Origin of the sequence: Paraburkholderia nodosa (assembly GCF_001718195.1) — a bacterium.
GTDB lineage: Bacteria > Pseudomonadota > Gammaproteobacteria > Burkholderiales > Burkholderiaceae > Paraburkholderia > Paraburkholderia nodosa_A.
The window spans coordinates 149573-174300 of the sequence record NZ_MCNV01000014.1; the positions used below are offsets into that span (position 1 = coordinate 149573).

The following is a 24728-nucleotide window of genomic DNA, read 5'->3' on the forward strand; positions in this document are numbered from 1 at the left end:
CAATGAGCATCGAATCCCTACCCGCGCACGGCAGCGAGCCCTGGTCAGAGCCTGCTCAAGGCACGTCCGGCAAGAACGTCTCGCGGCTCATCGTCGCGACTTCGATCGGCAACGCGCTCGAGTTCTACGACCTGCTGGCTTACGGCTACTTCGCCTCGACGCTCTCCAAGCTCTTCTTCCCCGTTCACAACGCAACGATGTCGCTGCTGCTCACGCTCGGCACATTCGCGCTCTCGTACCTCGCGCGGCCGGTCGGCGCGCTCGTGCTCGGCTCATACAGCGACCGCAAGGGCCGCAAGGCGTCGCTCACGCTCTCCATCACGATGATGACGATCGGCACCGGCATGGTCGCGCTGATGCCCACCTACGCGACGATCGGCATCCTCGCGCCCATCGGCATTTTTGCCTCGCGTCTTCTGCAAGGCTTTTCGGCGGGCGGCGAGTTCGGCAGTTCCACTGCCTTCCTGATCGAGCACGCGCCGCAGCGCAGCGGTTTCATGTCGAGCTGGCAGTTCTCGAGCCAGGGCGCAAGCACGCTGCTCGTCTCCCTGTTCGGCGCGGTGCTCACGGGCATGCTCACGCAGCCGCAGCTCGAAGGCTGGGGCTGGCGCATTCCGTTCCTGTTCGGTGTGCTGATCGGTCCCGTGGGCCTTTATATCCGCCGACGCATGGACGAAACGCCCGAATTCGAGCGTATCGAAAAAGCCGAGTCGCCCGTGCGCGAACTGTTCGCCACGCAGAAGGCGCGCGTGATCGCATCGATCGGCGTGCTGATCCTGACTACCTCGGCCCAATACGTGCTGCTCTACATGCCGACCTATGCCGCGCGGCAGCTCGGCCTCGCACCTTCGTCGGGCTTCATCGCCACGCTCGTGGCCGGCCTGATCGCCATCGTGCTCACGCCGATCGTGGGCCACTGGTCGGACAAGGTGGGCCGCACGCGCATCATGTTCGCGGCGGGCGTGCTGTTCCTGCTCACCGTCTATCCCGCGTTCATGTTCGTCACCGCCCATCCTTCGCTGCCCTCGCTGCTGGCGGCCGTGGTCTGGATCGCGGTGCTGAAGGTCACCTATTTCGCCTCGATTCCGGCGCTCATGGCCAGCTTCTTCCCCGCACGCACGCGCACCACGGGCATGGCGCTCGCCTATAACGTCGGCACGACCGTGTTCGGCGGCTTCACGCCGCTCGCCGTGGCCGCGCTCATTGCGGCGACCGGCAACAATCTCGCGCCGGGGCTCTGGCTGATGTTCGCGGCCGTGTTGAGCCTCGCTACGCTGATCTGGGCCTGCATGCGCCTCGACGCCCGTTGAAGCGGCCCGCACAAGAACACCAACAGGAAACACGCACGTATGCAACACGATTTGCCGCAGGAAGTTCAGGACGCCATCCAGTTTTCCGTCGATCACGAATCGGCATGGGACCGCAATGCCGATGGCAACTTCGGCGTGCACGTGAACGACCCGCCGCCGTGGAACTGCTTGCTGGGCCCCATTCACGATCGCGGCCCTGTGTCCGGCGCGGTTGCTGTGAACGGGCGCCCGCTCGCGCAATGGGGCGCGCCCGATCGGCCCGATCTGACCTTCAGCATCGCCAAGACGTATCTGGCGCTGCTCGCGGGCGTGGCGCACGATCGCGGCCTGCTGCCCGATCCCGACGAGCCCGTCCACGTGCGCGCGCCCGGCATCGGCTTCGACGATGACCACAATGCGCAGGTCACGTGGACGCATCTACTGCAACAGACGAGCGAATGGCAAGGCACGTGCTTCGGCCTTACCGATCAGGCCGATCACTATCGCGCCGTTACGTTCGGCGAGCCGCCCGACGGGAAAAAAGGCGACTTGCGCCCGTTACGCGCACCCGGCACGTATTGGGAATACAACGACGTGCGCATCAACCAGCTTTCGTTCGCGCTCCTGTGCCTGTTCGGTCGTTCGTTACCCGAAGTCTTTCGCGAGACGATCATGAGGCCCGTCGGCGCGAGCGAGAACTGGCAATGGGTCGGTTACGACGACGCGTGGATCGACCAGGGCGGCAGACGCGTGCAGTCGGTGCCGGGCGGCTCGCATTGGGGCGGCGGCATGTCGGTGAGCGCAAACGATCAGTTGAAGGTCGCGCAAATGCTGCTCGACGACGGCGTCGTATCCGGCCGCCGCGTACTCTCGAGCGAATGGATCGCGCGTATGCGCACGCCCTGCCCGCTCGCGCCGTTCTACGGCTCACTGGTGTGGCTCAACACGGGGCGGCGCATGTTCCCGAGCGTGCCCGAGTCGAGCTGGTTTGGCGTCGGCGCGGGCAGTTCGTTCATGTGGATCGAGCCCGAGCGCAAGATCGCGCTGATCGTGCGCTGGCTCGATTCGCAATTCGCCGATGCGTTCTTCGGCAAGATGCTGCACGCCGTGGATGCCGTGTGCGCGCGCCAGGGCACGAGGACGCTGGCGACCTAGCGCAGCGCCATTTCCAGCACCCGCGCCACGTGCAGCGCCGTGGCGTTTGCGCCGTCGTGGATCTGGTGGCGGCAACTCGTGCCATCCGCCACGACGAGATCGGCGCGATCCGCCTTGCGCACGGCGGGCAACAGCGCCAGCTCGGCCATCGCCAGCGAAGCTTCGTAGTGCTCCGCTTCGTAGCCGAAGCTGCCCGCCATCCCGCAGCATGACGATTCGATCGGCTTCACATCGAGGCCCGGAATCCAGCCCAGCACCGTGAGCACGGGGCGGAAGGCGTCGAATGCTTTCTGGTGGCAGTGGCCGTGCACCCACGCGCGTGGCGCATCGAGTTCGTGCAACGTCAGATCGAAGCGGCCCGCGCCTTTCTCGCGCACGAGGAATTCCTCGAACAGGAACGCCGCGGCCGACAACTCCCGCGCTTCGTTGCCGTAGCCGTATTGCAGGAATTCGTCGCGCATCGAGAGCAGGCACGAAGGTTCGAGCCCGACGATCGACACGCCGCGGGCCACGAACGGCATCAGCGTATCGAGCAGGCGCCGCGCCTCGTGCTTTGCCTCGTCGACCAGTCCCGCGGCGAGGAAGGTGCGGCCACAGCAGAGCGGGCGCTCTTCGCCGCGCACGTTGAAGTGCACGAAATAGCCGGCCGCTTCGAGCACACGTTGCGCGGCGCGGGCGTTTTCGGGCTCGAAGTTGTCGTTGAAGGTGTCGACGAACAGCACCACTTCCTTCGTTGCCGCTGCTGCGTCGGGCTTTGCGGCCGCGACCTCCGCAAGGAACGAAGGCCGCAACTGCGGCAGCGAGCGTTGCGGCGCGAAGCCGAGCATGCGCTTTGCCCACGCGGAGACCACCGGGATACGCTCGCCCGCCGCCGCAAGGCCGCCGGCTTGCGCCGCGCGTCGCGCATAGCGCGGTAAATAGGCAATCATCTTCTCGCGCAGCTTCACACCGTGCTTCGTATTCCATGCAGCGCGCGCCTCGATTTTCAGCTTCGCCATGTCCACGCCGGTTGGACAGTCGCGCTTGCAGCCCTTGCACGATACGCATAGGTCGAGCGTGTCCTTGACGTCGTCGCTTGCGAGTCCGTCCTCGCCCAACTGCCCCGAAATCGCGAGCCGAAGCGTGTTCGCGCGGCCACGCGTCACGTGCTTCTCGTCTTTCGTCACGCGGTAGCTCGGGCACATCGTGCCCGCGTCGAACTTGCGGCAGTGGCCGTTGTTGTTGCACATCTCCACGGCCTTCGCGAGGCCGCCGGTCAGGTCGTCGCCGCAGCCGGGCGGCGTTTCTACACCCGTTAGCGGATCGCGGCCCACGTCCCACGCCGACCAGTCGAGCATCGGCCGCATCTGGCGCTCGCGATATCCCGGCGCGAAGCGGAACAGCGTCGCGTCGTCCATTTTCGGCGGCCGCACGATCTTGTCGGGATTGAAACGGTTCTCGGGGTCGAACAGCTGCTTGATTTCCGAGAATGCGGCGTTGATCTTCGGTCCGTACTGCCAGGCAATCCATTCGCCGCGGCACAGACCATCGCCATGCTCGCCCGAAAACGCACCCTTGTACTCGCGTACCAATTCCGCAGCCTGCTCGCCTATCGCGCGCATTTTCGCCGCACCGTCGCGGCGCATGTCGAGTATCGGCCGCACGTGCAGCGTGCCGACGCTCGCGTGCGCGTACCACGTGCCTTCGGTGCCGTGCCGATGGAAGATGTCGGTCAGGCGGCTCGTGTACTCCGCGAGATGCTCGAGCGGCACGGCGCAGTCCTCGATGAACGAGACGGGCTTGCCGTCGCCCTTCATGCTCATCATGATGTTCAGGCCCGCCTTGCGCACTTCCCACAGCGCCTTTTGCTCGTTCGCATCAGTCATCTTCACGACCGAGTCCCGCAGGCCGTGATCGCCCATCAGCTGGACCAGGTCATCGAGGCGGCGCAGCTGGGCGTCACGCTCGTCGCCCGCGAACTCGACCAGCAGGATCGCATCGGGCCTGCCCACCAGCGCCTTTTCGATCACCGGCTTGAAGCCCGGATTGCCGAGCGCGAGTTCGATCATCGTGCGATCGACCAGCTCGACCGCAGTCGGCTTGAGCTTGACGATGTGCTGCGCCGAGTCCATCGCTTGCCAGAAGGTGGGAAAGCTCACTACGCCCAGCGTTTTGTGCGCTGGCAACGGCGCGAGCTTCAGCGTGATCTGCCGGCTGAACGCGAGCGTGCCTTCGGAGCCCACGAGCAGATGCGCGAGATTCGCCACGCCGTCGTCGGTATAGGCGAGCGGGTTCTGGCAATCGAACAGGTCGATGTTGTAGCCGGCCACACGGCGCAGCACCTTCGGCATGCGTTCCGCGATCTCGCCGCGCTCGCGCGTGGCGATGCGCTGTACGCCTTCGAGCAGCGCCGCCAGCCGCACGCCTTCGTGCGGCATGTTCAGCGACTGGAAGCGCGCTTCGGTGCCATCCGCGAGAATCGCGTCGATGCCGAGCACGTTGTGCACCATGTTGCCGTATTCGATCGAACGCGAGCCGCACGAGTTGTTGCCCGCCATGCCGCCGATCGTGCACTGCGCCGCCGTCGACACATCCACGGGAAACCACAACCCGTGCGGCTTGAGCCACGCGTTCAGATGATCGAGCACGACGCCCGGTTCGACCGTCACAGTGCGCGCATCGGCGTCGAACTCGACGACGTTGTTGAGCCACTTCGACGTGTCGATCACGAGCGCTTCGCCCACCGTCTGCCCGCACTGGCTCGTACCCGCGCCGCGCGCCAGCACGGGAGCGTGCGCGAGGCGCGCCACTTCCAGCGCGGCGCGCAAGTCGTCCTGATCGCGTGGCACGACCACGCCGATGGGCATGATCTGATAGATCGAGGCGTCGGTTGCGTAACGGCCGCGGCTTGCGGCGTCGAACCACACGTCGCCGCGCAGTGCTTCACGCAGACGCCGCGCGAGCGGCGAGCCGTGGCCCGCGCTCGAAGGAACGAGATGAACCGGCTTGACCAGCATGCCCGAGGTGCGTGCGCCTTCCATCGCCGTTCACACTCCTTGATGAGAACCTGCGGGTTCGTCAGCCTTCGTGCCCAGCTCGAAGCGGCTCTCCGGCTGCATGCGGAACGCGAGGATCACGCCGCACCCCATCAGCACCATGCTGCCCACGAACGGCAGGTCCCAGTTGCCGAAGCGGTCGATCAGAAAGCCGCCCACCACGGGCGAGATGATCGCGGCCAGCGCCGAGCCCGTGTTCATCATGCCGCTCGCCGTGCCCGAGAATTCCGGCGCGATATCCATGGGAATCGCCCACATCGGCCCGATCGTCATTTCGGCGAAGAAGAAGCCCGCCGCGAGGCACGCCATGGAAATGACCGGATCGTGCACGAACATCAGCGGCACGAGCACGATCAGCGTGATCAGCATGCACACCGAGACCATCCAGCTTCGCGCGCGCTTGAGGTTGCCCGTGCGCTGAAAGAGCCAGTCGGTCACGAGGCCGCCGAGCGTGTCGCCCACCACGCCCGCGAGAAACACCACCGAGGCGAAGATCGCCGACTTGCCCAACTGCAGGTGATAGTTGTGCAGGAAGTATTGCGGGATCCAGCTAAGGAAAAGCCACAGCGTCCAGCCGTAGCAGAAGTAGACGATCGTCACCGGAATCATGCGCCTGAAGAGCGCCATCCACGGCAGGCCGGTCGCGCGCGGCTTGGGCGGCGGCAGGATCGCGAGCTCGGCCTCGGTAATGCGCGGGTGATCCTTCGGATGTTCGGTGAAGGTGAACGCCCACACCACCACCCACAGCAGGCTGAGCGCGCCGCAAACATAAAACGATTCGCGCCAGCCGTAGCGCGCCATCACCAGCACGACCACCGCTGGCGCCACGGCATTGCCGATGCGCGAGGCGGAGTGCGTGATGCCCTGCGCGAAGCCGCGCCGCTCTTTCGCGACCCAGCGCGACATCGCCGAGGTCGAGGCGGGAAACGTCGCGCCCTCGCCGAAGCCGAGCAACAGGCGCGCGGCGAGCAGCGTGGCGAGGCCGCCCGCCATGCCGGTGAGAACCGTGGCCACGCCCCACAGCGCACCGCAGAAAAGCAGCGTGCGCCGCGCACCGAAGCGGTCGCTCACCCAGCCGCCGATGATCTGAAACAGCAGATACGGATACGCAAACGCCGAAAAGACCAGCCCGACTTCGGTGTGCGAGAGCTGGAACTCCTTGCCGAAGCCCGCCGCGGCCGTGCTCACGTTCACACGGTCGAGGTAGGTGATGAAGTACATGATGCAGAGCATGATCAGCACGACGCTGCTCGCGCTCGTCAATCGATACCGTTTCATCGTCAGTCTCCGTTGCTGGTTCTGTCGGCCGCATCGCCCTTCTCGAAGTGGCGTCCGGCATGGGAACGATCTTGCATCGCCCGGAATCGGCCTGGCATGCCGCGCCCCGTGCGCGGCATGTGAAAAAGTGCTTGTTTCAGGCGGCTTTCAGCGACACCACGTTGGGTTGCGCCGCGAGATAGTCCATCGCGGCAGGCAAGCCGCTGTCCCTCAAGGGCACGCCCGCGACGCGCAGGCCCATTTCGCAGCCGGCCAATGCCGCCAGCAGCGTGAGATCGTTGCAGTCGCCCAGATGCCCGATGCGGAACATGCGCCCTTTGACCTTGCCGAGGCCCGTGCCGAGCGAGAGATCGAAGCGCTCGTAGATGATCTTGCGCACGGCATCCGCATCCACGCCTTCGGGCATCATCACGCCCGTGAGCACGGGACTGTAGACGGCGGGATCGGCGCACTGGATCTCGAGGCCCCACGCGCGCACCGCGCGCCGGCACGCCTCGCCCAGCCGCTGATGCCGCGCGAACACGTTGTCGAGCCCTTCGTCCTGCAGCATGTCGAGCGCTTCGGAAAGGCCGTAGAGCAGGTTCGTGTTGGGCGTGTACGGCCAGTAGCCGCTCTTGTTCATCTCGATGATCTCAGCCCAGCCCCAGAAGCTGCGCGGCAGCTTCGCGTGCTCGCTCGCGGCCAGCGCCTTCGCCGAAACCGCGTTGAAGCTGATGCCCGGCGGCAGCATGAGACCCTTCTGCGAGCCGGAGACGGTCACGTCCACGCCCCATTCGTCATGGCGATAGTCAGCGCTGGCGAGACCGGAAATCGTGTCGACGAGCAGCAGCGCCGGGTGCCCGGCGGCATCGATCGCGCGGCGCACCGCGGCGATGTCCGAGGTCACGCCGGTCGAGGTCTCGTTATGCACCACGCACACCGCCTTGATGGCGTGCTGCGCGTCCTCGCGCAAACGCTTTTCGATCATGTCGGCCTGCACGCCGCGCCGCCAGCCCTCGATGCCGGGCAGGCCGAGAAATTCCGGCTTCAGGCCAAGGCGCTCGGCCATCTGCTTCCATAGCGTCGCGAAATGGCCCGTCTCGAACATCAGTACCGTGTCGCCGGGGCTCAGCGTGTTGGTGAGCGCGGCTTCCCACGCGCCCGTGCCGGAGGCCGGGTAAATCACCACCGGCTGCTGCGTCTTGAAGATCTTCTTGATGCCGTCCACCACCTTGAGCCCGAGCACGGCGAACTCGGGGCCGCGATGGTCGATGGTCGGATAGCTCATCGCGCGCAGGATGCGATCGGGCACCGGGCTCGGCCCGGGAATCTGGAGGAAGTGGCGACCAGCGGGATGGAAATCGAGCTTCAACATGCAATCGCTCCTGTTTTGAATTTTGCATTCAAAAAACTATAATCCAGCCAGCTCATGTGCAGACAGGCAATTCTGATGTGGTTTACCCCAGGCGCAGTGTGCTTCTTTGGGGTCCTGTCCTTGGGCTAGAATTCGCTGGAAATCGATGGAAATGCCTTTTGCATGCAAAACCCGAACCTGAACCCCTCTGCGACCAGCCCGGAACTGCCGCCCATTCCGCGCCAGCAACTCCATGACACCGTCGTCGACCATCTGCGGCGGTTCATCGTGGAAGGCGCGCTCGAGGCCGGGCGCAAGCTCAACGAGCGCGAGCTGTGCGAAACGCTGGGCATTTCGCGCACGCCGCTGCGCGAGGCGCTGAAGGTGCTCGCGTCCGAAGGGCTGATCGAGATTTCGCCGAATCGCGGCGCCTCGGTCTCGAAGATGTCGGAGGCGGAACTGCGCGAGACCTTCGAACTCATGAGCGGACTCGAAGCGTTTTCAGGCGAACTGGCTTGCGAGCGGATCACCGCGGCTGAGATCGCCGAGATCAAGGCGCTGCACTACGCGATGCTCGCCTGCCGCGCGCAGAACGATCTGGCCGGTTACTACAGCCGCAATCAGGCGATTCACGACAAGATCAACGAAGCGGCGCGCAATTCGGCGCTGCGGCAGACGTATATCGCGGTGAATCGCCGTTTGCAGGCGCTGCGGTTCCGCTCGAACTTCGAAACCGCCAAGTGGGACCGCGCGATCCATGAGCACGGCGAAATGCTGGCGGCGCTCGATGCGCGCGACGGCAAGCGGCTCGCGGCGATACTGCGGCAGCATTTGCTCGCCAAACGCGATGCGGTGTTGCGGATTGGGGATACGCCGCCGGTGCAGGACACCGGCAACTAAATCGCCGCTCGCGCCACGTCTTTCGACTACTTCGCCGCCGACTCCAGAAAACTCTGCGCAAGCTGCTTCCTCAGGTGATCGGCAGCAGGTGAGAGCCTGCGGCCCACGCGCGTGACCATCTGGCTCGAAAAGCCCGCCGCGATCGGATGATCGATCGGCACGGCCACCAATTCGCCCAGATCGATGCCGCGGCGCGCCGTGATCGACGACATGAACGCCACGCCAAGACCAGCGGCCGCGAGCGTCTGCGCCGTGTTGAACAGATCCACGCGATACGCCGGCATCACGTTCAGACGCGCATCTTCGAACAGCGACTGCACGAAGTGCTGCACACCGAACGACTCGGTCATGAAGATCAGGCGCTCGCTGGCGAGTTCGGCGGGCGCCACCTTGTGCATCTTCGCAAAGCGGTGCGAGGGTGCGACGAGCGCGCAAAGCGGCCGCGACGCGAAGGGATGAATGCGCATGGCAGGGTCGTCGGAGGTGCGTGTGCACAGGCCGATATCGACGACGTCGTCGCGCACGAGCGACAGCACGACCGGCGTCGGCCCCGAGCGAATCTCCACGAGAATGTCCGGGTACGTCATCGAAAAACGCTGCAACGCCCGCGCGATCAGATTGCCGATGAAGCCCTCGCCCACACCCAGCGCCACGCGGCCGCGCCGCAGGTGCCGGTACTCCTCCAGGCGCGCGGCCAGATCGCGCTGACGGCGTTGCCCGTCGCGATAGTGGTCCACCAGCACCTGACCGATCTCGGTCACGGCCACGCTGCGCCCGCGCCGCTCGATCAGCGGAAAGCGCAGCCGGCGCTCCAGCGCCGCCACCTGCCTGCTGATGACCGAGGCGTTGATGCCGAGCGCCTCTGCGGCCATGCGCACGCCGCCTGCGGCTGCGATTTCGGCCAGATAGCGCAGCGGCCGCTCGCCGATCTCGTCGATCGCGCCTCGCGCCGCATCTTCCCAATCTGCCTTTCCCCGCACTGCATTGCTCCTTCCGCGCGCCTTGCCATGCTGCGCCGCGACAATCTATCGTTGACTATAAGTCAACATTTTCGGTGCTTTTCCGTCATGGGTCGAGTTTTTCGTCGATGCAATACTCGGCCTTTGGCTTTTGCCCAAAACCCATTCCAATAAGGGGAGTCCCCGTGAGCGAGCACCACTACTGCGAAGTCGCCGACCTGGCCGAAGCCCGATCGGAACTCGACGAAATCCGTCATCACCTCCACAAGCACCCCGAGCTGTCGTACGAGGAAGCCGACACGTCGTGTTTCGTCGCCGACAAGCTCGAGTCCTGGGGCTACGAAGTCACGCGCCATGTGGGCGGGCACGGCGTCGTGGCGGCGCTCAAGGCCGGCACGAGCACGCGCACCGTAGGCGTGCGCGCCGACATGGACGCCCTGCCGGTCCAGGAGCTGACCGGCCTCGACTACGCGAGCATCCACGCGGGCAAGATGCACGCGTGCGGCCACGACGGCCACACCACCGTGCTGCTCGGCGCCGCGCGCCAGCTCGCGAAAACGCGCAATTTCGACGGCACCGTCCACCTGATTTTTCAGCCCGCCGAGGAAGCCGGTTCGGACAGCGGCGCCGAGCGCATGATCGCCGACGGCCTGTTCGAGCGCTTCCCCTGCGAAGCCATCTTCGGGCTGCACAATCATCCGGGCGTGCCCACCGGCACCTTCGGCTTTCGCGCCGGCCCGCTCATGGCCGCGTGCGACACCGTCAAGCTGCGCGTTCACGGCAAGGGCGGCCACGCGGCGCGCCCGCATCTGGCCGTCGACCCGGTGCTCGTGGGCAGCAGCATCGTGATGGCCCTGCAGTCGGTAGTGTCGCGCAACGTCGACCCCAATGAAGCCGCGGTCGTGACCGTCGGCGCGTTCCGTTCGGGCCACGCGCCGAACGTGATCCCCGAAGACGCCGTGCTCGAAATGAGCGTGCGCTCGTTCTCGCCCGAGGTGCGCGCGACGCTCGAGGCACGCATTCGCGCGCTCGTGCAAGCGCAGGCGCAAAGCTACGGTGCGACGGTGGACATCGAATTCATCCGCGGTTATCCGGTGCTGATCAACAGCGAAGCCGAAACCGAATTCGCACGCCAGGTCGCCGAGGAACTGGTCGGGCCGGAGCACGTCATCGCGCCGTTCCCGCCGATCGCCGGCAGCGAGGATTTCGCGTACTACCTGCAGCAGCGGCCCGGTTGTTTCGTACGCCTTGGCAATGGCGAAGGCCGGCCGATGCTGCACAACGCGCGCTACGACTTCAACGACGACAACCTGACCATCGGCGCCGCGTTCTGGACGCGCCTCGTCGAACGCTTCCTCAGCAAGGAGCGTGCATGAACGCCGCCACCGAACCGCTTCTGGAAACAGCCGAAGAAGCGCCGCTCTCGCCGGGCTACCAGCGCAAGATCGTTCTCGCGGCGGTGATCGGCAACCTGCTCGAATTCTTCGACTTCACGGTCTATAGCTATTTCGCGCTCACGATCGGCCATCAGTTCTTTCCCGCCGACAGCCAGGTCACGTCGCTCTTGCTCGCGTTCGCGGTGTTCGCCGTGGGTTTCGTGATGCGCCCGCTCGGCGGCATCGTGCTCGGCCGCTACGCGGACCGCGCGGGCCGCAAGCCGGCGCTCACGCTCACCATCCTGCTGATGGCGGTGGGTTCCGCGTCCATCGGTCTTGCACCGACCTATGCGCAGATCGGCCTGGCCGCGCCGCTCTTGATCGTGGTTGCCCGCCTCGTCCAGGGTTTCGCGCAGGGCGGCGAGTTCGGCGCGGCCACCGCCACCCTCCTCGAAATGGGCGGCCAGGCAAGCCGCGGGTTTCGCGCGAGCTGGCAGCTCGCGAGCCAGGGCGCGGCGGCGCTGCTCGGCTCGGGCCTCGCGGCAAGCCTCGGCTTTCTGCTCTCCGCGGAAACGATGCATAGCTGGGGATGGCGCATTCCATTCTTGCTCGGCACGCTCATCGCGCCGGTCGGCATCTATCTGCGCCGGCACATTCGCGAAGAGCCGCCCGCGCAGCGCGTGGTCGCGGACCGCGACGACCCGAAGCGCGGCCTGTACGTGCGCAACTGGTTTCTCACGATCTTCGCGATCATGGGCATGTCGGTTTCGACCTACGTGATGATGTACTACATGCCGACCTACTGCATCCAGTACCTGGGACTGCCACCCAAAATGTCGATCCTCGCGGGCGTGGCGTCCAGCACGATCTCGCTCGTGATGTGCCCGATCTACGGCGCGTGGTCGGACCGCATGGGCCGCCGCAAGCCGCTCACGGTGATCGGGCGCGTCGCGTTGATCCTGCTGCTGTATCCGGCGTTCTGGCTCATGACGCACTTTCCGTCGCTGCCGGTCGTGCTCGCCGCGCTCGTCGTGCTCATGCTCTGCTATACGATGGGCTCTGCGCCCGCTTACGCGCTGATGCCGGAAAACTTTCCGAAACATCTGCGGGCAGGCTATATGTCGAGTGCATACGCGATTGCGGTTTCCGTGTTCGGCGGCACGGCTCAGCTCGTGGCCGGCTGGCTCATCCATGTGACGGGCAACAAGATGGCGCCCGCGTGGTACATGATCGGCTGCGTGCTGATTTCGCTCATCGCCGTTTCAATGTTCGAGGAAACCGGCAACAAGCAGATCGACTGACCGCTCGCCTGACAAGATGCAGCCCTAAAAAGGGCGGGCGACGCACGCTGCGTCGCTCGCCCTTCGCACTACACCCCGATTCTTCTTCGATAGTCAGTTTGACTACCTACCACGCCCTTATTGGCTGCCGCCAGGCTGCGTGCTCATCCCGCCATTGCCATTACCGTTGTCGTTGTTATACGGCATGCTTTGAGGGGTTCCCGTGGCAGGCGCAGGCGCCGCGCCAGTCCCCGTTCCCTGGCCGCCGCCGGTCGCTGTAGTGCCGGGCGCGCCATAGCCGCTATTGTTATAACGGGTGCCTGCGGTGCTGCCCGGCGGACGCGCCGTATTGATGCCCGCCGCGCCCGTCGTGCCGCCGCCCGCGCCGACACCATTGCTACCGCCGCCGGCGCCACCGGCTCCCCCGCCGGCTCCCCCGCCTGCGCCCTGCGCGAGCGCCGCTGCCGAACACGTTGCGATGATGACCCCAGCCAGCAATTGTTTGATCGATCCATTCATTTCGCTCTCCTTGAGGATTGTGGATGGAACTGCTACGTGGCGAACCGGCGGCGCACCACGCCTGACTGTTGTTCCGCAAGCGCCATGCCGCCGCAGAGTCGAACCCGGCTGCGCGCCGTTTGCTCTGATTCGAGGTTTCACGCGCCGCGCGGCATCCGCCTTGCTACATTTGAGATTGGTTGCAAACGGTCTCAGACGGTCTCACTCAAGGAGGAAATCGCAATGGCCAATATGCTCGACAACTGCAAGGTCGCAATCCTTGCCATGGACGGATTCGAGGAAGTCGAACTTACCGAGCCGCGCCGCGCATTGAAGGAAGCGGGGGCGCACGTGGACGTGATATCGCAGAAAAGCGGTGAAATTCAGGGTTTTCGTCACGTCGACAAGGGCAGCAAGATCAAGGTGGACCGCACCTTCGGCAGCGCGAAGGCGGATGACTACGACGCGGTCGTATTGCCCGGCGGCGTGGTGAACTCTGACGCCATCCGCCTGATTCCGGAGGCGCAGGCGTTCGTGCGTGCGGCCAACGACGCGCATAAAACGATTGCCGTGATCTGCCATGGTGGTTGGCTGCCGGTCTCGGCCGGTATCGTCAAGGGACACACCATGACGAGCTGGCCCTCGCTTCAGGACGATATCCGCAATGCGGGCGGCAAGTGGGTCGACGAGACCATGGTCCACGACGGCAACTTCATTACGAGCCGCAAGCCCGACGATATACCTGCCTTCAACGTCGAGATCATCTCCACCCTTTCGGCGGCGGCGGGCACGGCATGACGGCGCCGGCCGGCGTCATGCTCACAGCGCCACCTGCACGCCCAGCTCGACCACATGCGCGGGAGCCAGACCGTAATACTCGGCGCTCGAAGTGCAGTGGTACGACATGAACGCGAAGAGCCGCGCACGCCAGCGGCTCACGTCCTGCTGGGCTTGCTCGCGCAGCACCTCGTCGCGCGGCAAGTAGAACGTGGTCTGTTGCGGGTCGAAACGCCAATCGCCCAACCTGCCTTGCAGCGATGCCAAAAGCCGCGGCAGATTGGGCCGCTCGACGAAGCCATGATGCGCGACGATCTCCCAGCAACCCGCGCCGAGGTCGCGCGCTTCGATGCGCGTTTCATCGTCAGCCTGCGGTGCGGACTCCGAAACATTGGCGAACACGATCACCGTGCGATGCAGGACGTGATTGTGGCGCACGTTGCTCGCGAGCGCGGCCGGCGTCATGCCGGGTGCGTTGCCCGGATACACGGCCGTGCCCGGCACGCGAGGCGGCTTCGGATCGGCAGTGCAGATACCACGCAAAAAGACGTCCACCGATTCGCCGCGTGCCGCATGACGCGCCTCGAGTTCGCGGCCACGGTGCCAGGTACTCGTCATAATGAACAGCAATGCGCCCACGGAAACCGGGAACCAGCCACCGGTGGGAATTTTCGGCAAGCTCGCGGCGAGCAGCATGCCGTCCACGATCAGCAGCGGCACACATGCCAGCCATGTGGCGACGCGCGGCCAGCCCCATACTTCGTGACATACAGATAGCATTTGCATCGACGTGGTCACCATCGTCATCGCCACGGCGAGGCCATACGCGGACGTGAGCCGCTCGGAGCTGCGAAAGAACAGCACGAGAAACACCACGGCCACGAGCAATCCCGCGTTGACTGCCGGAACATAGATCTGGCCGCGCCGCGTGCTCGAGGTTTCGATCGTTCGCATGCGCGGCAGGAAGCCCAACTCGATGGCCTGGCTCGTCATGGAAAACGCGCCCGAGATCACCGCTTGCGAAGCGATGATAGTGGCAAGCATGGCGATGCCGACCGCCGGAATGAGCGCCCAATGCGGCATCGAGCGAAAGAACGGCTGGCTGGCGCCGCCCGGCTCGTACAGCACGGTCGCGGCCTGGCCGAAATAGCCCGCGACGATCGCCGGCAGCACGACGCAAAAGAACGCAATGCGAATGGAGCGCGTGCCGAAGTGGCCAATGTCGGCGTAGAGCGCCTCGGCGCCCGTCAACGCAAGAATTACGGCAGCGAGCACGCCGAAGGCGAGCCCCGGATGCGCGAGCGCGAGCCGCACGGCCCAGACCGGCGACGCCGCGGCGAGAATCGCCGGATAGAGCGCGATGTGATAAACGCCCACCGCGCCGAGGCTCAGGAACCAGAGCGCCATGACGGGCCCGAAGGTGCGCCCGACCACGGCGGTGCCGCGCGCCTGGAACAGGAAGAGCGCCACGAGAATCGCCAATGAAACCGGCAGCACGGCGCTGTCGAATGCGGGATTGATTTCCTTGAGCCCTTCCACCGCGGAGAGCACCGAAATGGCAGGCGTGATCATCGAGTCGCCGTAAAACATCGCCGCGCCGACGAGACCCGCGAGCACGAGCAGACGCGGCGCGGGCCGCCCCGCCTTCGCGAATCCGGCGCACACCAGCGCCGTGAGCGCAACGATGCCGCCCTCGCCCTCGTTGTCGGCGCGCATGACGAAGCAGGCGTACTTGAGCACGACCACGATCAGCACCGCCCACAGGATCATGGAGAGCACGCCCATCACCACCGGCTGGGCCGAGGAATGCGCCGTCTGCACGGCTTCGCGCAGCGCGTAGATCGGGCTCGTGCCGATGTCGCCGAACACCACGCCGAGCGAGCCGAGCACCAGTGCGCGCTGGCCGGCGTCGTCGTCCTGCCTGCGCGCCAGCTCTTTGGGCGCGTTTCCGTACGGGTTGAGGCGTTCCTTGAGCATGGCTGCAGGCGTTCGGTGGAGGCTTTGACCTCTCGCAATTGGCGTTCCTCTGGCGCCTGAGCCAGTGGAAGGGTCGAACGTCAATTTCCCGGCCGCGTGGCGAACTTGCCTTATCCGTCGGGCACGCCTATATTGAGTCCGGATGGTTGCGAGTCGCAACCATTTGCATGAAGACCATAACGGAGACCATCATGGATTTTGTCGACGTGCCCGCGCAGCCTCGCGAGACGACCATCCTCGAACTGCGCGAGTTCTCGCGGCGGCTCGTGCGCGAACTGGGCTTCATGCGCACCACGCTCGCCGACAGCGATCTCGCCCCATCCGCCGTACACGCCATCATCGAGATCGGCGCGCAGCCGGGCATCAATGCACGGGCGCTCGGCGACATCCTGCGGCTCGACAAGTCGAACACGAGCCGCCAGGTCGCGCGGCTCGAGGCGGCCGGTCTCGTCAAACGCAAGACCGCCGACGATGACGCGCGCTCTACCGAGTTGACCCTGAGCGCGGCAGGCCAGAAGCTGCGCGCGAAGATCGACCGCTTCGCCACGGATCAGGTTTCCAATGCGCTGCGCAGGCTCGTTCCTGCCGACCAGCAGACGCTCGTGCGTGCGCTCGCGCTCTACGCCGACGCGCTCGCGCACGACAACCCCAACGAGACCCGCGCAACAGCGCCGGCGGCGGGCGTGCAGATCGTGGAAGGCTACCGGCCCGGGTGCATTGGCGACATTGCGAGCCTGCACGCGCGGTTCTACGCCGCGAACTGGGGCTTCGGCTCGTACTTCGAGAAGAAGGTGGCCACGGAACTCGCCGACTTCACCGGCGCCTTGCCAGCCGTTGGCAAGGCGCTCTGGCTCGCGGTGGAGCGCGATCGCGTCCTCGCTTCGCTTGCCATCGACGGGAACGAGAGCGGCAACGCAGGTGTCGCTCACCTGCGCTGGTTCATCGTCGACGTCTCACTGCGCGGTACCGGCATCGGCCGGCAGTTGATGACCAACGCGATGCAGTTCGTCGATGCGCACTACGCCGAGACCTACCTGTGGACCTTCAAGGGCCTCGACGCCGCGCGGCATCTGTACGAGTCGTTCGGCTTTCACCTCGCGCAAGCGTCCGAAGGCGACCAGTGGGGCACGAAGGTCACGGAGCAGCGCTTCGTGAGGCGCCGTGCCGATTGACTCGCATCACGCGGAACTCGCCGGGCGCCCGCGCGTTTCCGGCATGCGCAGATACACGATCAGCGAAACCGCCGCGCAGGCCGTGACGTACCAGTAAAAGTACTGCTCGTGGCCGCTCGCCTTGAAGCGCAGCGCGACAAACTCCGTCGTGCCGCCGAGAATCGCCGTGGTGAGCGCGTACGGCAGTCCCACCGCGAGCGCGCGGATGCGCGTGGGGAACAGCTCCGTTTTCGCGAGCATGTGCACCGAGGTAAAGCCGCTCAACATCACGAGGCCGGCGAACGACAGCAGGAACGCCACCAGCGGATCCCGCGTGTGGCTGAGCGCCGTGAAAAGCGGCACGGAAAACAGCGTGGTCGACAGGCCAAAGCAGATCAGCACCGGGCGGCGGCCGAACACGTCGGAGGCGAGCCCGAGGAGCGGCTGGAGCGGCATATACAGCAGCAGCGCGCCGGTGGAGACGAGCGTCGACATCTCCTTCGAAAGGCCCACGGTGTTCACGAGGTACTTCTGCATGTAAATCGTGAACGTATAGAAGCCCACCGTGCCACCCACAGTCATGCCGATAGCGAGCAGAATCTGCCGCCAGTGCAACAGCAGTTGCTTGAGCACGGGCGGACCGGCCTCACGCCGGCCGCGCTCGAACGCTTCGGTCTCCGTCACGTTGCGGCGCATATAAAGCGCGAACAGCGCGAGCGCGCCGCCCAGCAGAAACGGCACGCGCCAGCCCCAGCGCTCGATCTGCCCGGCCGTCATCAGCAGGTTCTGCATGACGAGCATGAGTGCGAGCGCAACGAGTTGGCCGGCCACCACGCTCACCTGCAAAAAGCCAAGATAGAAGCCGCGCCGGTTGGCGGGCGCGATCTCGCTGAGGTAAGTCGCACTGGTGCCGTACTCGCCGCCCATGCTCAGGCCCTGGAGCAGGCGCGCCGCAATCAGCACGACAGGCGCGAGTACGCCGATGCTCGCGTAACCGGGCGTGAGCGCGATCATCAGCGAGCCGATGCACATGGCCGTGACCGACCACGTGAGCGCCGACTTGCGCCCGTGACGGTCGGCGTAGAAGCCCACGAGCCAGCTGCCGAGCGGCCTCGCAACGTAACCCACGGCCGCGATGGCCGCCGTGTTCATGAGCTGCACGGTCGGCTTGTCGCTCGGGAAAAACGACTTCGCGAAGTAAATCGAAAAGATGCTGTACGCCAGAAAGTCGTACCACTCGATCAGGTTGCCGGCCAGGCCCCCGACGATCGAACGGATGCGCGGCCGCGCGATCGGTGCTGTTTCTGCCGGCTGGTTTTCGATTCGGACTCCGAAATCCGTGTCGTTCGACATGCGTGTCTCCTCCTCTTGTTTTGCAAATTGTGCGCTGTGGCGTTCAGTCCTTCGGTGCGTACTCGCGATCGAGCCGGTCGAAGAGCGGCTTGTTCACGAGGCGCTGACGCTCGGCGAACGGCGCGACGATCGTCGCGTCTTCGTCGAGCCGGCCGTTCGTGCGCAATTGCCCGAGAGCGCGCTGCATGCCGACCACGGCGCCCTGCAGCGCCGCGTTCGCGTACAGCACCAGCGCATAGCCAAGGCCCGCCAGCGCCTCGCGCGACTGCACCGGCGTCTTGCCGCCAATCACGATGTTGATGAGTTGCGGCGCGTCGATGAGTTTGGGCAGGCGCTCGATATCTTCGAGCTTTTCCGTGGCTTCGATAAAGAGAATGTCCGCGCCCGCCTCGATGAACGCGTGGCCGCGCGCGATCGCGTCTTCGATGCCGTGCACGGCGGCCGCGTCGGTGCGCGCCATGATGAGCAGGTTGCCATCTTCGCGCGCATCCACGGCGGCGCGGATCTTGCCCACCATCTCGCTCGCGCCGATCACTTCCTTGTTAGCGAAGTGGCCGCACTTCTTCGGCATCACCTGGTCTTCGAACTGGATCGCGTCGGCGCCGCTGCGCTCGAGCGTGCGCACGGTCTGGCGCACATTGAGCGCGTTGCCGAAGCCCGTGTCGGCATCGACGATGAGCGGCAGGTTGACCGCGTCGCGCACGCGCGCCGTGTGCTCGGCAATGTCGCTCAAGCCGATGAAGCCGAGATCGGGCAGGCCGAACGACATGTTGGTGACGCCCGCGCCCGTGAGGTAGAGCGCTTCGAAGCCGGCGTCCTCGATCACGCGGGCGCTCATGGCGTTGAAGGCGCCCGGCACGAGCAGGCCGCGGCGCTCGTTGACCTTGGCGCGGAACGCGGCACGGCGTGCTGCAGTGGAAGTGGTCATCGCGATGACTCCGTTCAGTGGGTTTTGAGATGGCTCAGGCAGTGCACGATGTGTGCCAACCAGCGGAAACTGGGCGCAAACCATATAAAACAATACTTTAGGCAACCCCAGCGTACGACCGGTGTTTCATGCCACAATCTATGGAACGTTTCATGAAACGTTTCCGAACACCCATTTCCGTACCAAGGATTGCGCCGTGCCTCCCTCCAGCCCGTCCCAGGCCGCCAGCCGTCCGAGCATCGCGCTCGTGAGCATCAGCCGGCTGCGCAATCTCTGCGAAACCGTTGCGCCGCGCTATGCCAGCGAGGCGCGCTTCTTCAACGTGCGCGAAGGCTATGGCGACGCCGTCACGGCGCTGCAGCCCTATATCGAAGCCGGCACCGTCGACGTGGTGCTCGCCGCCGGGTCCAACGGCGCGTACCTGCGCGACAACCTGAGCGTGCCCGTGGTCATGGTGAAGGTGAACGGCTTCGATGTGCTGGCCGGCATCACGCACGCGAACGCCACCTGGCCCGGCGCGCCCATCGGGCTGATCCTGCACGAGAGCGTCTCGCACGAACTCGCCGACCTCGGCGCGTGGCTCAACCTGCGGCTCACGCAGTGCGCCTATCGCACGGTGGACGAAGTGCACGACGCCGTCACGGCGCTCGCCGCCGAGGGCTGCCGCGTCATCATCGGCCCCGGCATGGCTTGCGATCTCGCCCAGGCGGCGGGGCTCGAAAGCGTGTTCCTGTACTCGCTGGGCGCGGTGCACGAGGCATTCGAGCGCTCCGTGGAGCTGGCCCGCGTGAGCCGCCAAAAGGAGTCCAAGCGCGTGCGCCTGAACACGATCGTCGCGCACCTGCGCGACGGCGTGGCCGCTTTCGACGAAGCCGGTCAGCTCGAAGCGGTCAATCCAGCCATGCTCGATCTGCTCGGTCTCGACCGCGCGCGCGATGTGAGCGCGCAACTGGTCCGCTCGGTGGGCCCGCTACTGCACGAAGTGGCCGGCGGCGATGCGGCGGTCGATGAACGCATCGAGCAGATCGGCGGCCGCTCGCTGATCGTGAGCTGCGTGCCGATCGTCGAGCAAGGTGCGCGCTCGGGCGCGGTGGTCACGGCGCAGGATGCGCTCGTCGCGCAGCGCATCGACCGGTCGCTGCGCACGACCCAGCGGCCGCGGCACCTCGTGGCGCGCTACGAACTGGACGACCTGGTCGGCGTTGCGCCCGCCATGGCGCGCGTGCGGCGCCTCGCGGCCATGAGCGCCGCACACGACGCCACCGTGCTCCTCACGGGCGAAAGCGGCACGGGCAAGGAACTCGTCGCGCAGGGCATCCATAACGCGAGCCGCCGGCGCGGCAATCCATTCGTTGCCTTCAACTGCGCGGCGCTGCCCGAGGGGCTGATCGAAAGCGAGCTGTTCGGCCACGAGGAAGGCGCGTTCACGGGCGCGCGGCGCGGCGGCAAACCGGGCCTCGTCGAAATCGCGCATACGGGCACGATCTTTCTCGACGAAATTGGCGAGATGCCGCCCGCGCTGCAAAGCCGCCTGCTGCGCGTGCTCCAGGAGCGCGAGGTGATGAAACTGGGCGCCAGCCGCGCCACGCCCGTTGACGTGCGCGTGATTGCCGCCACGCACCGCGACTTGCGCGCGCTGGTGCAGGAAGGCGCCTTCCGCGCCGATCTGTATTTCCGGCTCAATCTGCTGCATATTCCGTTGCCGCCCTTGCGCGAACGCCGGGAGGACATTGCCGCGCTCGCGCGGCATCTGCTCGAACGTATGGCCGATCGCTACGCCTTGCGTGCCGCCGCGATCGAGCGCGTGCTCACGCTGTTCGCACCATACTTCGCGAGCTATGCGTGGCCCGGGAATGTGCGCGAGCTCGAGAATCTGCTCGCGCGCGCGGCCATCTTCCTCGCCGACGAAACCGGCGACGCGTCCGCGGATAGTTCGTTATACGATGTATTCCCGGAATTCGCGCAGAACGACGAAGCGAACGATGCGCCGCGGCGCGCGGCGATTGCCTCGAACGGCGCGCGGCGCGACGCCGCCAGGCCGGTCACGCGGGAAGACGTCGAGCGCGCACTCACCGCGCACGGCGGCAATCGCGCAGCCGCCAGCCGCGCGCTCGGCATAGGCCGCACGACGCTTTGGCGCTTGATGAAGGGCGCGTGAGCGCACGGAGTATCATGACAACCTCCACGATGCGCCGATTGAGGGCGCATCGAACCTGCCGGGGAACCTGCCTTCGTGAACTATTTCAATGTCCTGGTCGCGCTTTCTGGCGTCCTGCTGCTGAGCGTCGCCAGCCCGGGGCCGAACTTCGTCATCGTCACCTCCACGGCGGTGGCCTCGCGGCGCGCGGGCCTCGCGACCGGCCTCGGTCTCGCCGCCGCCTCCGGCACATGGGCATGGATCGCCATCGCGGGCCTAAGCCTGATCGTCTCCCATGTGGCCTGGATCGGCACCGGGCTGCGCATCGCAGGCGCGGCCTACCTGATCTGGCTCGGCGCGAAGATGCTCCTCACCGCACGACAGCCCTTGCAGGTTGCCGCGCAGGCGGGCGCTTCGGGTTGGGCCGCCGCGAAGAAGGGCTACGTCGTCAGCATGACGAATCCCAAGGCCATTGCGTTCTACGGCAGCATTTTCGCGTTGATGGTGCCCGCTGCCGCGCCGCGCTGGCTCGAAGTGGCGGTCGTCGTGATCGCGATCCTCATCTCGTGCGCCTGGTATTGCTCGATGGCCCTGCTCGCCTCGCATCCCACGGTGCGCCACTTCCTCGTCCGGCGCAAAGCCGCGCTCGACTCGGTGGTGGGCGTCGTGCTGATCGGGCTCGGCGGGCGCATGCTCGCGGGGCGCTGAGCCGGGTCACGCGGCCATGAGCGTGCGCATGGCTTCGCGATGGCTGCGCGCCGCGCCGCTGGCGTCGGCATTGACGCTGGCGTTCGTGCTCGCAGCGTCGTCCTTTCTGGCCCACGCGCAAAGCGCGCCCAAGGTCGTCGACATACCCACGAGGCCCGGCGTCACCCAACGCTTCCTTTTCATTGCGCCCGCAGCGCCGAAGGCGGCCGCGATACTTTACGCGGGCGGGCATGGCGGCCTGCAACTGGACCCGCAGGGAAACTTCGGCTGGGGCGCCAACAATTTTCTCGTACGCAGCCGCATGCTGTTCGTGGGCGACGGCGTTGCTGTGGCAGTCATCGACGCACCGAGCGACCGGCAATCACCGCCCTACCTGGACGGTTTTCGCCTCACGCCGGAACATGCCGAGGACGCTCGCGCCGTGATCGCATGGTTGCGTGAACAATTACACGTGCCGGTCTGGCTAGTCGGCACGAGCCGCGGCACGCAGTCGGTCGCGGCCATCGCGATTGCTCTTGCGAATGACAGCCACCCCAGCGCTGGCCCGGACGGCATCGTGCTCACCTCGACCATCCTGCGCGAAAATCGGGGCGGCGACCCGGTCACGGGCATGAAGCTCTCGGCGCTCGAAATTCCCGTGCTCGTGGTGCACAACAAGGACGACGCCTGCAAGGTGTGTCCGGTGTCCGAAACGGACACGCTCATGCAGAAGCTCACGCAATCGCCGGGAACGAAGCTGATGCTCGTCTCCGGCGGAACTTCGCGGGGCGACCCGTGCGGGGCGTACGCGTATCACGGCTTCAACGGCATCGAAAGCGAAGTCGCGCACGGCATCACGGCGTGGATGCTGGCGCCTTAGCGGGCTTTCCGCGCCGGGCATCCCGCCTCTGCTTGCACCTCTAACCGCCCTTTCTTTTCACGGGCGCGCTGTTGTGTCCGAACGACCCCGGCGGCTCCGCCCGGCCGTGATGGCCGAGCGGCACCTCGGCCGTCTGCTCCGGATGCGGCCCGCCCTCGCGCGGCATGAACTCGGGCCGTGGTTCCGGTTGATCGAAGCTGCCCGGCGCACCCCGTGGGGGTTTCTCCTGCGTCGGCTGCTTGCCGGCGGCGAGTTCGTCGTCGGTTGCGCTGGCCTCGTCCGGCCTGGGGTTTTGGGTTGAAAGACCCATCATCCGCTCCTTAAAGGGTGTGGATGCGAGGCATCCTGTTCATGATTTCGGACCGCTCGCCGGCGTCGGTTGCGCGCCGGCTGGCGCCGACATCTGGCTACTCGAAGAATCCTGGGTTTGCGGGCGCGCCCCTTCGTCTGCACGTTTGCAAGCCGTACAGCCGAGCGCCAGTGCGGCCGCGCCGAGCAGCCAAACACGCGGCCACGAATGGAGCCACAAACGGGCGCGCGGCCTGTCCAGATTGGCACCCGATTTCGCAGTGCTTTTCATCCGATCCCTCCCTTGTGCGCGCCAATTGCAATTCCGCGCGCCACGCTTGTAATTCTTCTACCCGCTCCCCGTCTGTCCGACCATTCACTTTTTCGCTGGCGCGCCCCGTATTGCGCCGGTCCTGCGCTCATCATGCCTTCCCGAAAGGCTTCATTCCCGATAAGCCGCCATTACGATCCACATATCGCGCTCGCCATTGCTCACTTCGGCAGCCAGCGCATAGCGGTCATGCGGACTGCAGGCGTTCTGCAGCGCCTTGCGCGCCTGTTCCGTGTTGTCGTAGTCGCGCTTTTCCAGCGGACGCACTTCGTTGCGTCCCTCGAACATCTTCTGGTCCTTGCGGTAGATAAGCGTTTCGGTTTTCCATTCGCGAAAACATTCCCGGACATGCTGGAAATCGCCTCCGCAGACGTTCACTTGATAGCGTGGAGTTGACTTCATGATCGACTGCCTCCCTTGCCGGTTCGAAGCGCACCTGCCGCTAACCTCACGCCGCGCGCGTCCACACCCGCGGCGCCGCATAGGGCGTGCCGGGCCTGACTTCCCTTGCGGGCGGTATTGCATTTGCGCAGCGGGTGAGTCGTCTGATGGAGAGGGAGAAGTCATGAGCACGAGCCAGCATCCTGCTACGCGACGCAAGGGCGGGCGCCCCGCGCGGCAGCGTCATGCCCACGCGAGCGCCGCGAAAGCGCACACGAAACGCGCCACGAGCGGCGCCCCGAAAAAATGGTCGAAGCACGTGAACGAGACGAGCGACGCCATGGACATCGAGTCCGGCGTATTCAAGTCCGGCAGCGCCGAAGCGATCGCCCGCTCGCTCAAGGAGTCGTCGCTGCACAGCCGGCGGCGCAAGGGCACGCCATTTCAGTCGGCCATGTCGATGCTGAACTTCTACATCAACCGCGCAGGCAGAAACCTGCCCAAGTCGCGGCGCGACACGCTCGTGAAAGCCAAGGGAAAGCTTCGGGAAGCGTTTGGCCGCAAGCCCTGAGCGAAAATTTCAGGCCTTTTCACGGTGGCATCGGCTTTGCGGGCAACTCTTATATAAGACATAAGACATTTGACGTTATATCGTATTGCGCTTAAAATCCCGGTCAAAGCAGTGCCTGGAAAAGCCTCGGAGTGCCCGAAAAGCCTTCGCCTTCAAACGCAATA

21 protein-coding genes are annotated in these 24728 nt (G+C 65.6%); 11 read left to right on the plus strand and 10 right to left on the minus strand.

Annotated features, from left to right (window positions below; all coding sequences use genetic code 11):
* Positions 1-2: 2 nt before the first annotated feature.
* Both BFD71_RS23260 and BFD71_RS23265 read left to right on the plus strand, forming a co-directional pair.
* Positions 3-1310, plus strand: coding sequence for an MFS transporter (locus BFD71_RS23260; RefSeq protein WP_069266663.1), 1308 nt, complete (start codon positions 3-5; stop codon positions 1308-1310).
* A gap of 39 nt (positions 1311-1349) precedes the next feature.
* Positions 1350-2444 (plus strand): serine hydrolase domain-containing protein, encoded by a 1095-nt coding sequence (locus BFD71_RS23265; RefSeq protein WP_069266664.1) that lies wholly within the window; start codon positions 1350-1352, stop codon positions 2442-2444.
* Here BFD71_RS23265 and BFD71_RS23270 read toward each other — a convergent pair.
* The 3 genes from BFD71_RS23270 to BFD71_RS23280 form a co-directional block, all read right to left on the minus strand.
* Complete coding sequence (locus BFD71_RS23270; RefSeq protein ID WP_069266665.1) at positions 2441-5464, minus strand: FAD-binding and (Fe-S)-binding domain-containing protein; 3024 nt, start codon at positions 5462-5464, stop codon at positions 2441-2443. The genes BFD71_RS23265 and BFD71_RS23270 overlap by 4 nt on opposite strands.
* A gap of 6 nt (positions 5465-5470) precedes the next feature.
* Positions 5471-6757, minus strand: a complete 1287-nt coding sequence (locus BFD71_RS23275; protein ID WP_069266666.1) for an MFS transporter — start codon at positions 6755-6757, stop codon at positions 5471-5473.
* A gap of 136 nt (positions 6758-6893) precedes the next feature.
* Positions 6894-8111: a pyridoxal-phosphate-dependent aminotransferase family protein gene (locus BFD71_RS23280; RefSeq protein WP_069266667.1), complete on the minus strand. Its 1218-nt coding sequence runs from the start codon at positions 8109-8111 to the stop codon at positions 6894-6896.
* A 162-nt stretch (positions 8112-8273) separates the two neighbouring features.
* On the opposite strand from BFD71_RS23280, the gene BFD71_RS23285 reads away from it, so the two are divergent.
* The gene (locus BFD71_RS23285; RefSeq protein ID WP_069266668.1) at positions 8274-8990 is read left to right on the plus strand and encodes a GntR family transcriptional regulator; all 717 of its coding nucleotides are present in this window, start codon (positions 8274-8276) and stop codon (positions 8988-8990) included.
* A gap of 26 nt (positions 8991-9016) precedes the next feature.
* On the opposite strand, the gene BFD71_RS23290 is transcribed toward BFD71_RS23285, so the two are convergent.
* On the minus strand, positions 9017-9970 hold the full coding sequence (locus tag BFD71_RS23290; protein WP_256094890.1) for a LysR family transcriptional regulator: 954 nt from the start codon (positions 9968-9970) through the stop codon (positions 9017-9019).
* 164 nt (positions 9971-10134) lie between these two features.
* On the opposite strand from BFD71_RS23290, the gene BFD71_RS23295 reads away from it, so the two are divergent.
* Entirely contained in the window at positions 10135-11325 is a 1191-nt protein-coding gene (locus BFD71_RS23295) for a M20 aminoacylase family protein (protein WP_069266669.1), read from the plus strand.
* The gene (locus tag BFD71_RS23300; protein WP_083245419.1) at positions 11322-12626 is read left to right on the plus strand and encodes an MFS transporter; all 1305 of its coding nucleotides are present in this window, start codon (positions 11322-11324) and stop codon (positions 12624-12626) included. The genes BFD71_RS23295 and BFD71_RS23300 overlap by 4 nt, the downstream gene beginning before the upstream one ends.
* Positions 12627-12743: 117 nt before the next feature.
* Here the strand turns inward: BFD71_RS23300 and BFD71_RS23305 are convergent, their stop codons facing one another.
* Entirely contained in the window at positions 12744-13124 is a 381-nt protein-coding gene (locus BFD71_RS23305) for a hypothetical protein (RefSeq protein ID WP_069266670.1), read from the minus strand.
* A gap of 222 nt (positions 13125-13346) precedes the next feature.
* On the opposite strand from BFD71_RS23305, the gene BFD71_RS23310 reads away from it, so the two are divergent.
* On the plus strand, positions 13347-13901 hold the full coding sequence (locus BFD71_RS23310; protein ID WP_069266671.1) for a type 1 glutamine amidotransferase domain-containing protein: 555 nt from the start codon (positions 13347-13349) through the stop codon (positions 13899-13901).
* A 21-nt stretch (positions 13902-13922) separates the two neighbouring features.
* Here BFD71_RS23310 and BFD71_RS23315 read toward each other — a convergent pair whose 3' ends face one another.
* Complete coding sequence (locus BFD71_RS23315; protein ID WP_083245420.1) at positions 13923-15857, minus strand: potassium transporter Kup; 1935 nt, start codon at positions 15855-15857, stop codon at positions 13923-13925.
* A 191-nt stretch (positions 15858-16048) separates the two neighbouring features.
* Between BFD71_RS23315 and BFD71_RS23320 the strand changes: the two genes are divergently transcribed.
* Positions 16049-17029 (plus strand): bifunctional helix-turn-helix transcriptional regulator/GNAT family N-acetyltransferase, encoded by a 981-nt coding sequence (locus tag BFD71_RS23320; protein ID WP_069266672.1) that lies wholly within the window; start codon positions 16049-16051, stop codon positions 17027-17029.
* A 6-nt stretch (positions 17030-17035) separates the two neighbouring features.
* Here the strand turns inward: BFD71_RS23320 and BFD71_RS23325 are convergent, their stop codons facing one another.
* Positions 17036-18361 (minus strand): MFS transporter, encoded by a 1326-nt coding sequence (locus BFD71_RS23325; RefSeq protein WP_069266673.1) that lies wholly within the window; start codon positions 18359-18361, stop codon positions 17036-17038.
* 43 nt (positions 18362-18404) lie between these two features.
* Positions 18405-19289, minus strand: coding sequence for an isocitrate lyase/PEP mutase family protein (locus BFD71_RS23330; protein ID WP_069266674.1), 885 nt, complete (start codon positions 19287-19289; stop codon positions 18405-18407).
* 196 nt (positions 19290-19485) lie between these two features.
* On the opposite strand from BFD71_RS23330, the gene prpR reads away from it, so the two are divergent.
* The 3 genes from prpR (at position 19486) to BFD71_RS23345 (ending at position 22993) form a co-directional block, all read left to right on the plus strand.
* On the plus strand, positions 19486-21447 hold the full coding sequence (gene prpR / locus BFD71_RS23335; RefSeq protein WP_069266675.1) for a propionate catabolism operon regulatory protein PrpR: 1962 nt from the start codon (positions 19486-19488) through the stop codon (positions 21445-21447).
* A gap of 75 nt (positions 21448-21522) precedes the next feature.
* Positions 21523-22134, plus strand: a complete 612-nt coding sequence (locus BFD71_RS23340; protein WP_069266676.1) for a LysE family translocator — start codon at positions 21523-21525, stop codon at positions 22132-22134.
* Between the two features lie 28 nt (positions 22135-22162).
* A complete protein-coding gene (locus BFD71_RS23345) occupies positions 22163-22993 on the plus strand; it encodes an alpha/beta hydrolase (protein ID WP_370684305.1) in 831 nt (276 codons plus the stop codon).
* Positions 22994-23033: 40 nt separating this feature from the next.
* Here the strand turns inward: BFD71_RS23345 and BFD71_RS23350 are convergent, their stop codons facing one another.
* Both BFD71_RS23350 and BFD71_RS23355 read right to left on the minus strand, forming a co-directional pair.
* Positions 23034-23303, minus strand: a complete 270-nt coding sequence (locus BFD71_RS23350) for a hypothetical protein (RefSeq protein WP_069266678.1) — start codon at positions 23301-23303, stop codon at positions 23034-23036.
* A gap of 420 nt (positions 23304-23723) precedes the next feature.
* On the minus strand, positions 23724-24014 hold the full coding sequence (locus BFD71_RS23355; RefSeq protein ID WP_069266679.1) for a hypothetical protein: 291 nt from the start codon (positions 24012-24014) through the stop codon (positions 23724-23726).
* Positions 24015-24177: 163 nt separating this feature from the next.
* Here BFD71_RS23355 and BFD71_RS23360 point away from each other — a divergent pair, with 163 nt between their 5' ends.
* Positions 24178-24564: a DUF3175 domain-containing protein gene (locus BFD71_RS23360; protein ID WP_069266680.1), complete on the plus strand. Its 387-nt coding sequence runs from the start codon at positions 24178-24180 to the stop codon at positions 24562-24564.
* Positions 24565-24728 lie beyond the last annotated feature (164 nt).

What these genes read in the sequence shown, in the direction of transcription:
- BFD71_RS23360 (WP_069266680.1), top strand. Translation starts at nt 24,178, where the DNA reads ATGAGCACGAGCCAGCATCCTGCTACGCGACGCAAGGGCGGGCGCCCC.
- BFD71_RS23265 (WP_069266664.1), top strand. Translation starts at nt 1,350, where the DNA reads ATGCAACACGATTTGCCGCAGGAAGTTCAGGACGCCATCCAGTTTTCC.
- BFD71_RS23350 (WP_069266678.1), bottom strand. Translation starts at nt 23,303, where the DNA reads ATGGGTCTTTCAACCCAAAACCCCAGGCCGGACGAGGCCAGCGCAACC.
- BFD71_RS23260 (WP_069266663.1), top strand. Translation starts at nt 3, where the DNA reads ATGAGCATCGAATCCCTACCCGCGCACGGCAGCGAGCCCTGGTCAGAG.
- BFD71_RS23310 (WP_069266671.1), top strand. Translation starts at nt 13,347, where the DNA reads ATGGCCAATATGCTCGACAACTGCAAGGTCGCAATCCTTGCCATGGAC.
- BFD71_RS23315 (WP_083245420.1), bottom strand. Translation starts at nt 15,857, where the DNA reads ATGCTCAAGGAACGCCTCAACCCGTACGGAAACGCGCCCAAAGAGCTG.
- BFD71_RS23275 (WP_069266666.1), bottom strand. Translation starts at nt 6,757, where the DNA reads ATGAAACGGTATCGATTGACGAGCGCGAGCAGCGTCGTGCTGATCATG.
- BFD71_RS23280 (WP_069266667.1), bottom strand. Translation starts at nt 8,111, where the DNA reads ATGTTGAAGCTCGATTTCCATCCCGCTGGTCGCCACTTCCTCCAGATT.
- BFD71_RS23355 (WP_069266679.1), bottom strand. Translation starts at nt 24,014, where the DNA reads ATGAAGTCAACTCCACGCTATCAAGTGAACGTCTGCGGAGGCGATTTC.
- BFD71_RS23300 (WP_083245419.1), top strand. Translation starts at nt 11,322, where the DNA reads ATGAACGCCGCCACCGAACCGCTTCTGGAAACAGCCGAAGAAGCGCCG.
- BFD71_RS23305 (WP_069266670.1), bottom strand. Translation starts at nt 13,124, where the DNA reads ATGAATGGATCGATCAAACAATTGCTGGCTGGGGTCATCATCGCAACG.
- BFD71_RS23330 (WP_069266674.1), bottom strand. Translation starts at nt 19,289, where the DNA reads ATGACCACTTCCACTGCAGCACGCCGTGCCGCGTTCCGCGCCAAGGTC.
- BFD71_RS23325 (WP_069266673.1), bottom strand. Translation starts at nt 18,361, where the DNA reads ATGTCGAACGACACGGATTTCGGAGTCCGAATCGAAAACCAGCCGGCA.
- BFD71_RS23320 (WP_069266672.1), top strand. Translation starts at nt 16,049, where the DNA reads ATGGATTTTGTCGACGTGCCCGCGCAGCCTCGCGAGACGACCATCCTC.
- BFD71_RS23270 (WP_069266665.1), bottom strand. Translation starts at nt 5,464, where the DNA reads ATGGAAGGCGCACGCACCTCGGGCATGCTGGTCAAGCCGGTTCATCTC.
- BFD71_RS23345 (WP_370684305.1), top strand. Translation starts at nt 22,163, where the DNA reads ATGGCTTCGCGATGGCTGCGCGCCGCGCCGCTGGCGTCGGCATTGACG.
- BFD71_RS23285 (WP_069266668.1), top strand. Translation starts at nt 8,274, where the DNA reads ATGCAAAACCCGAACCTGAACCCCTCTGCGACCAGCCCGGAACTGCCG.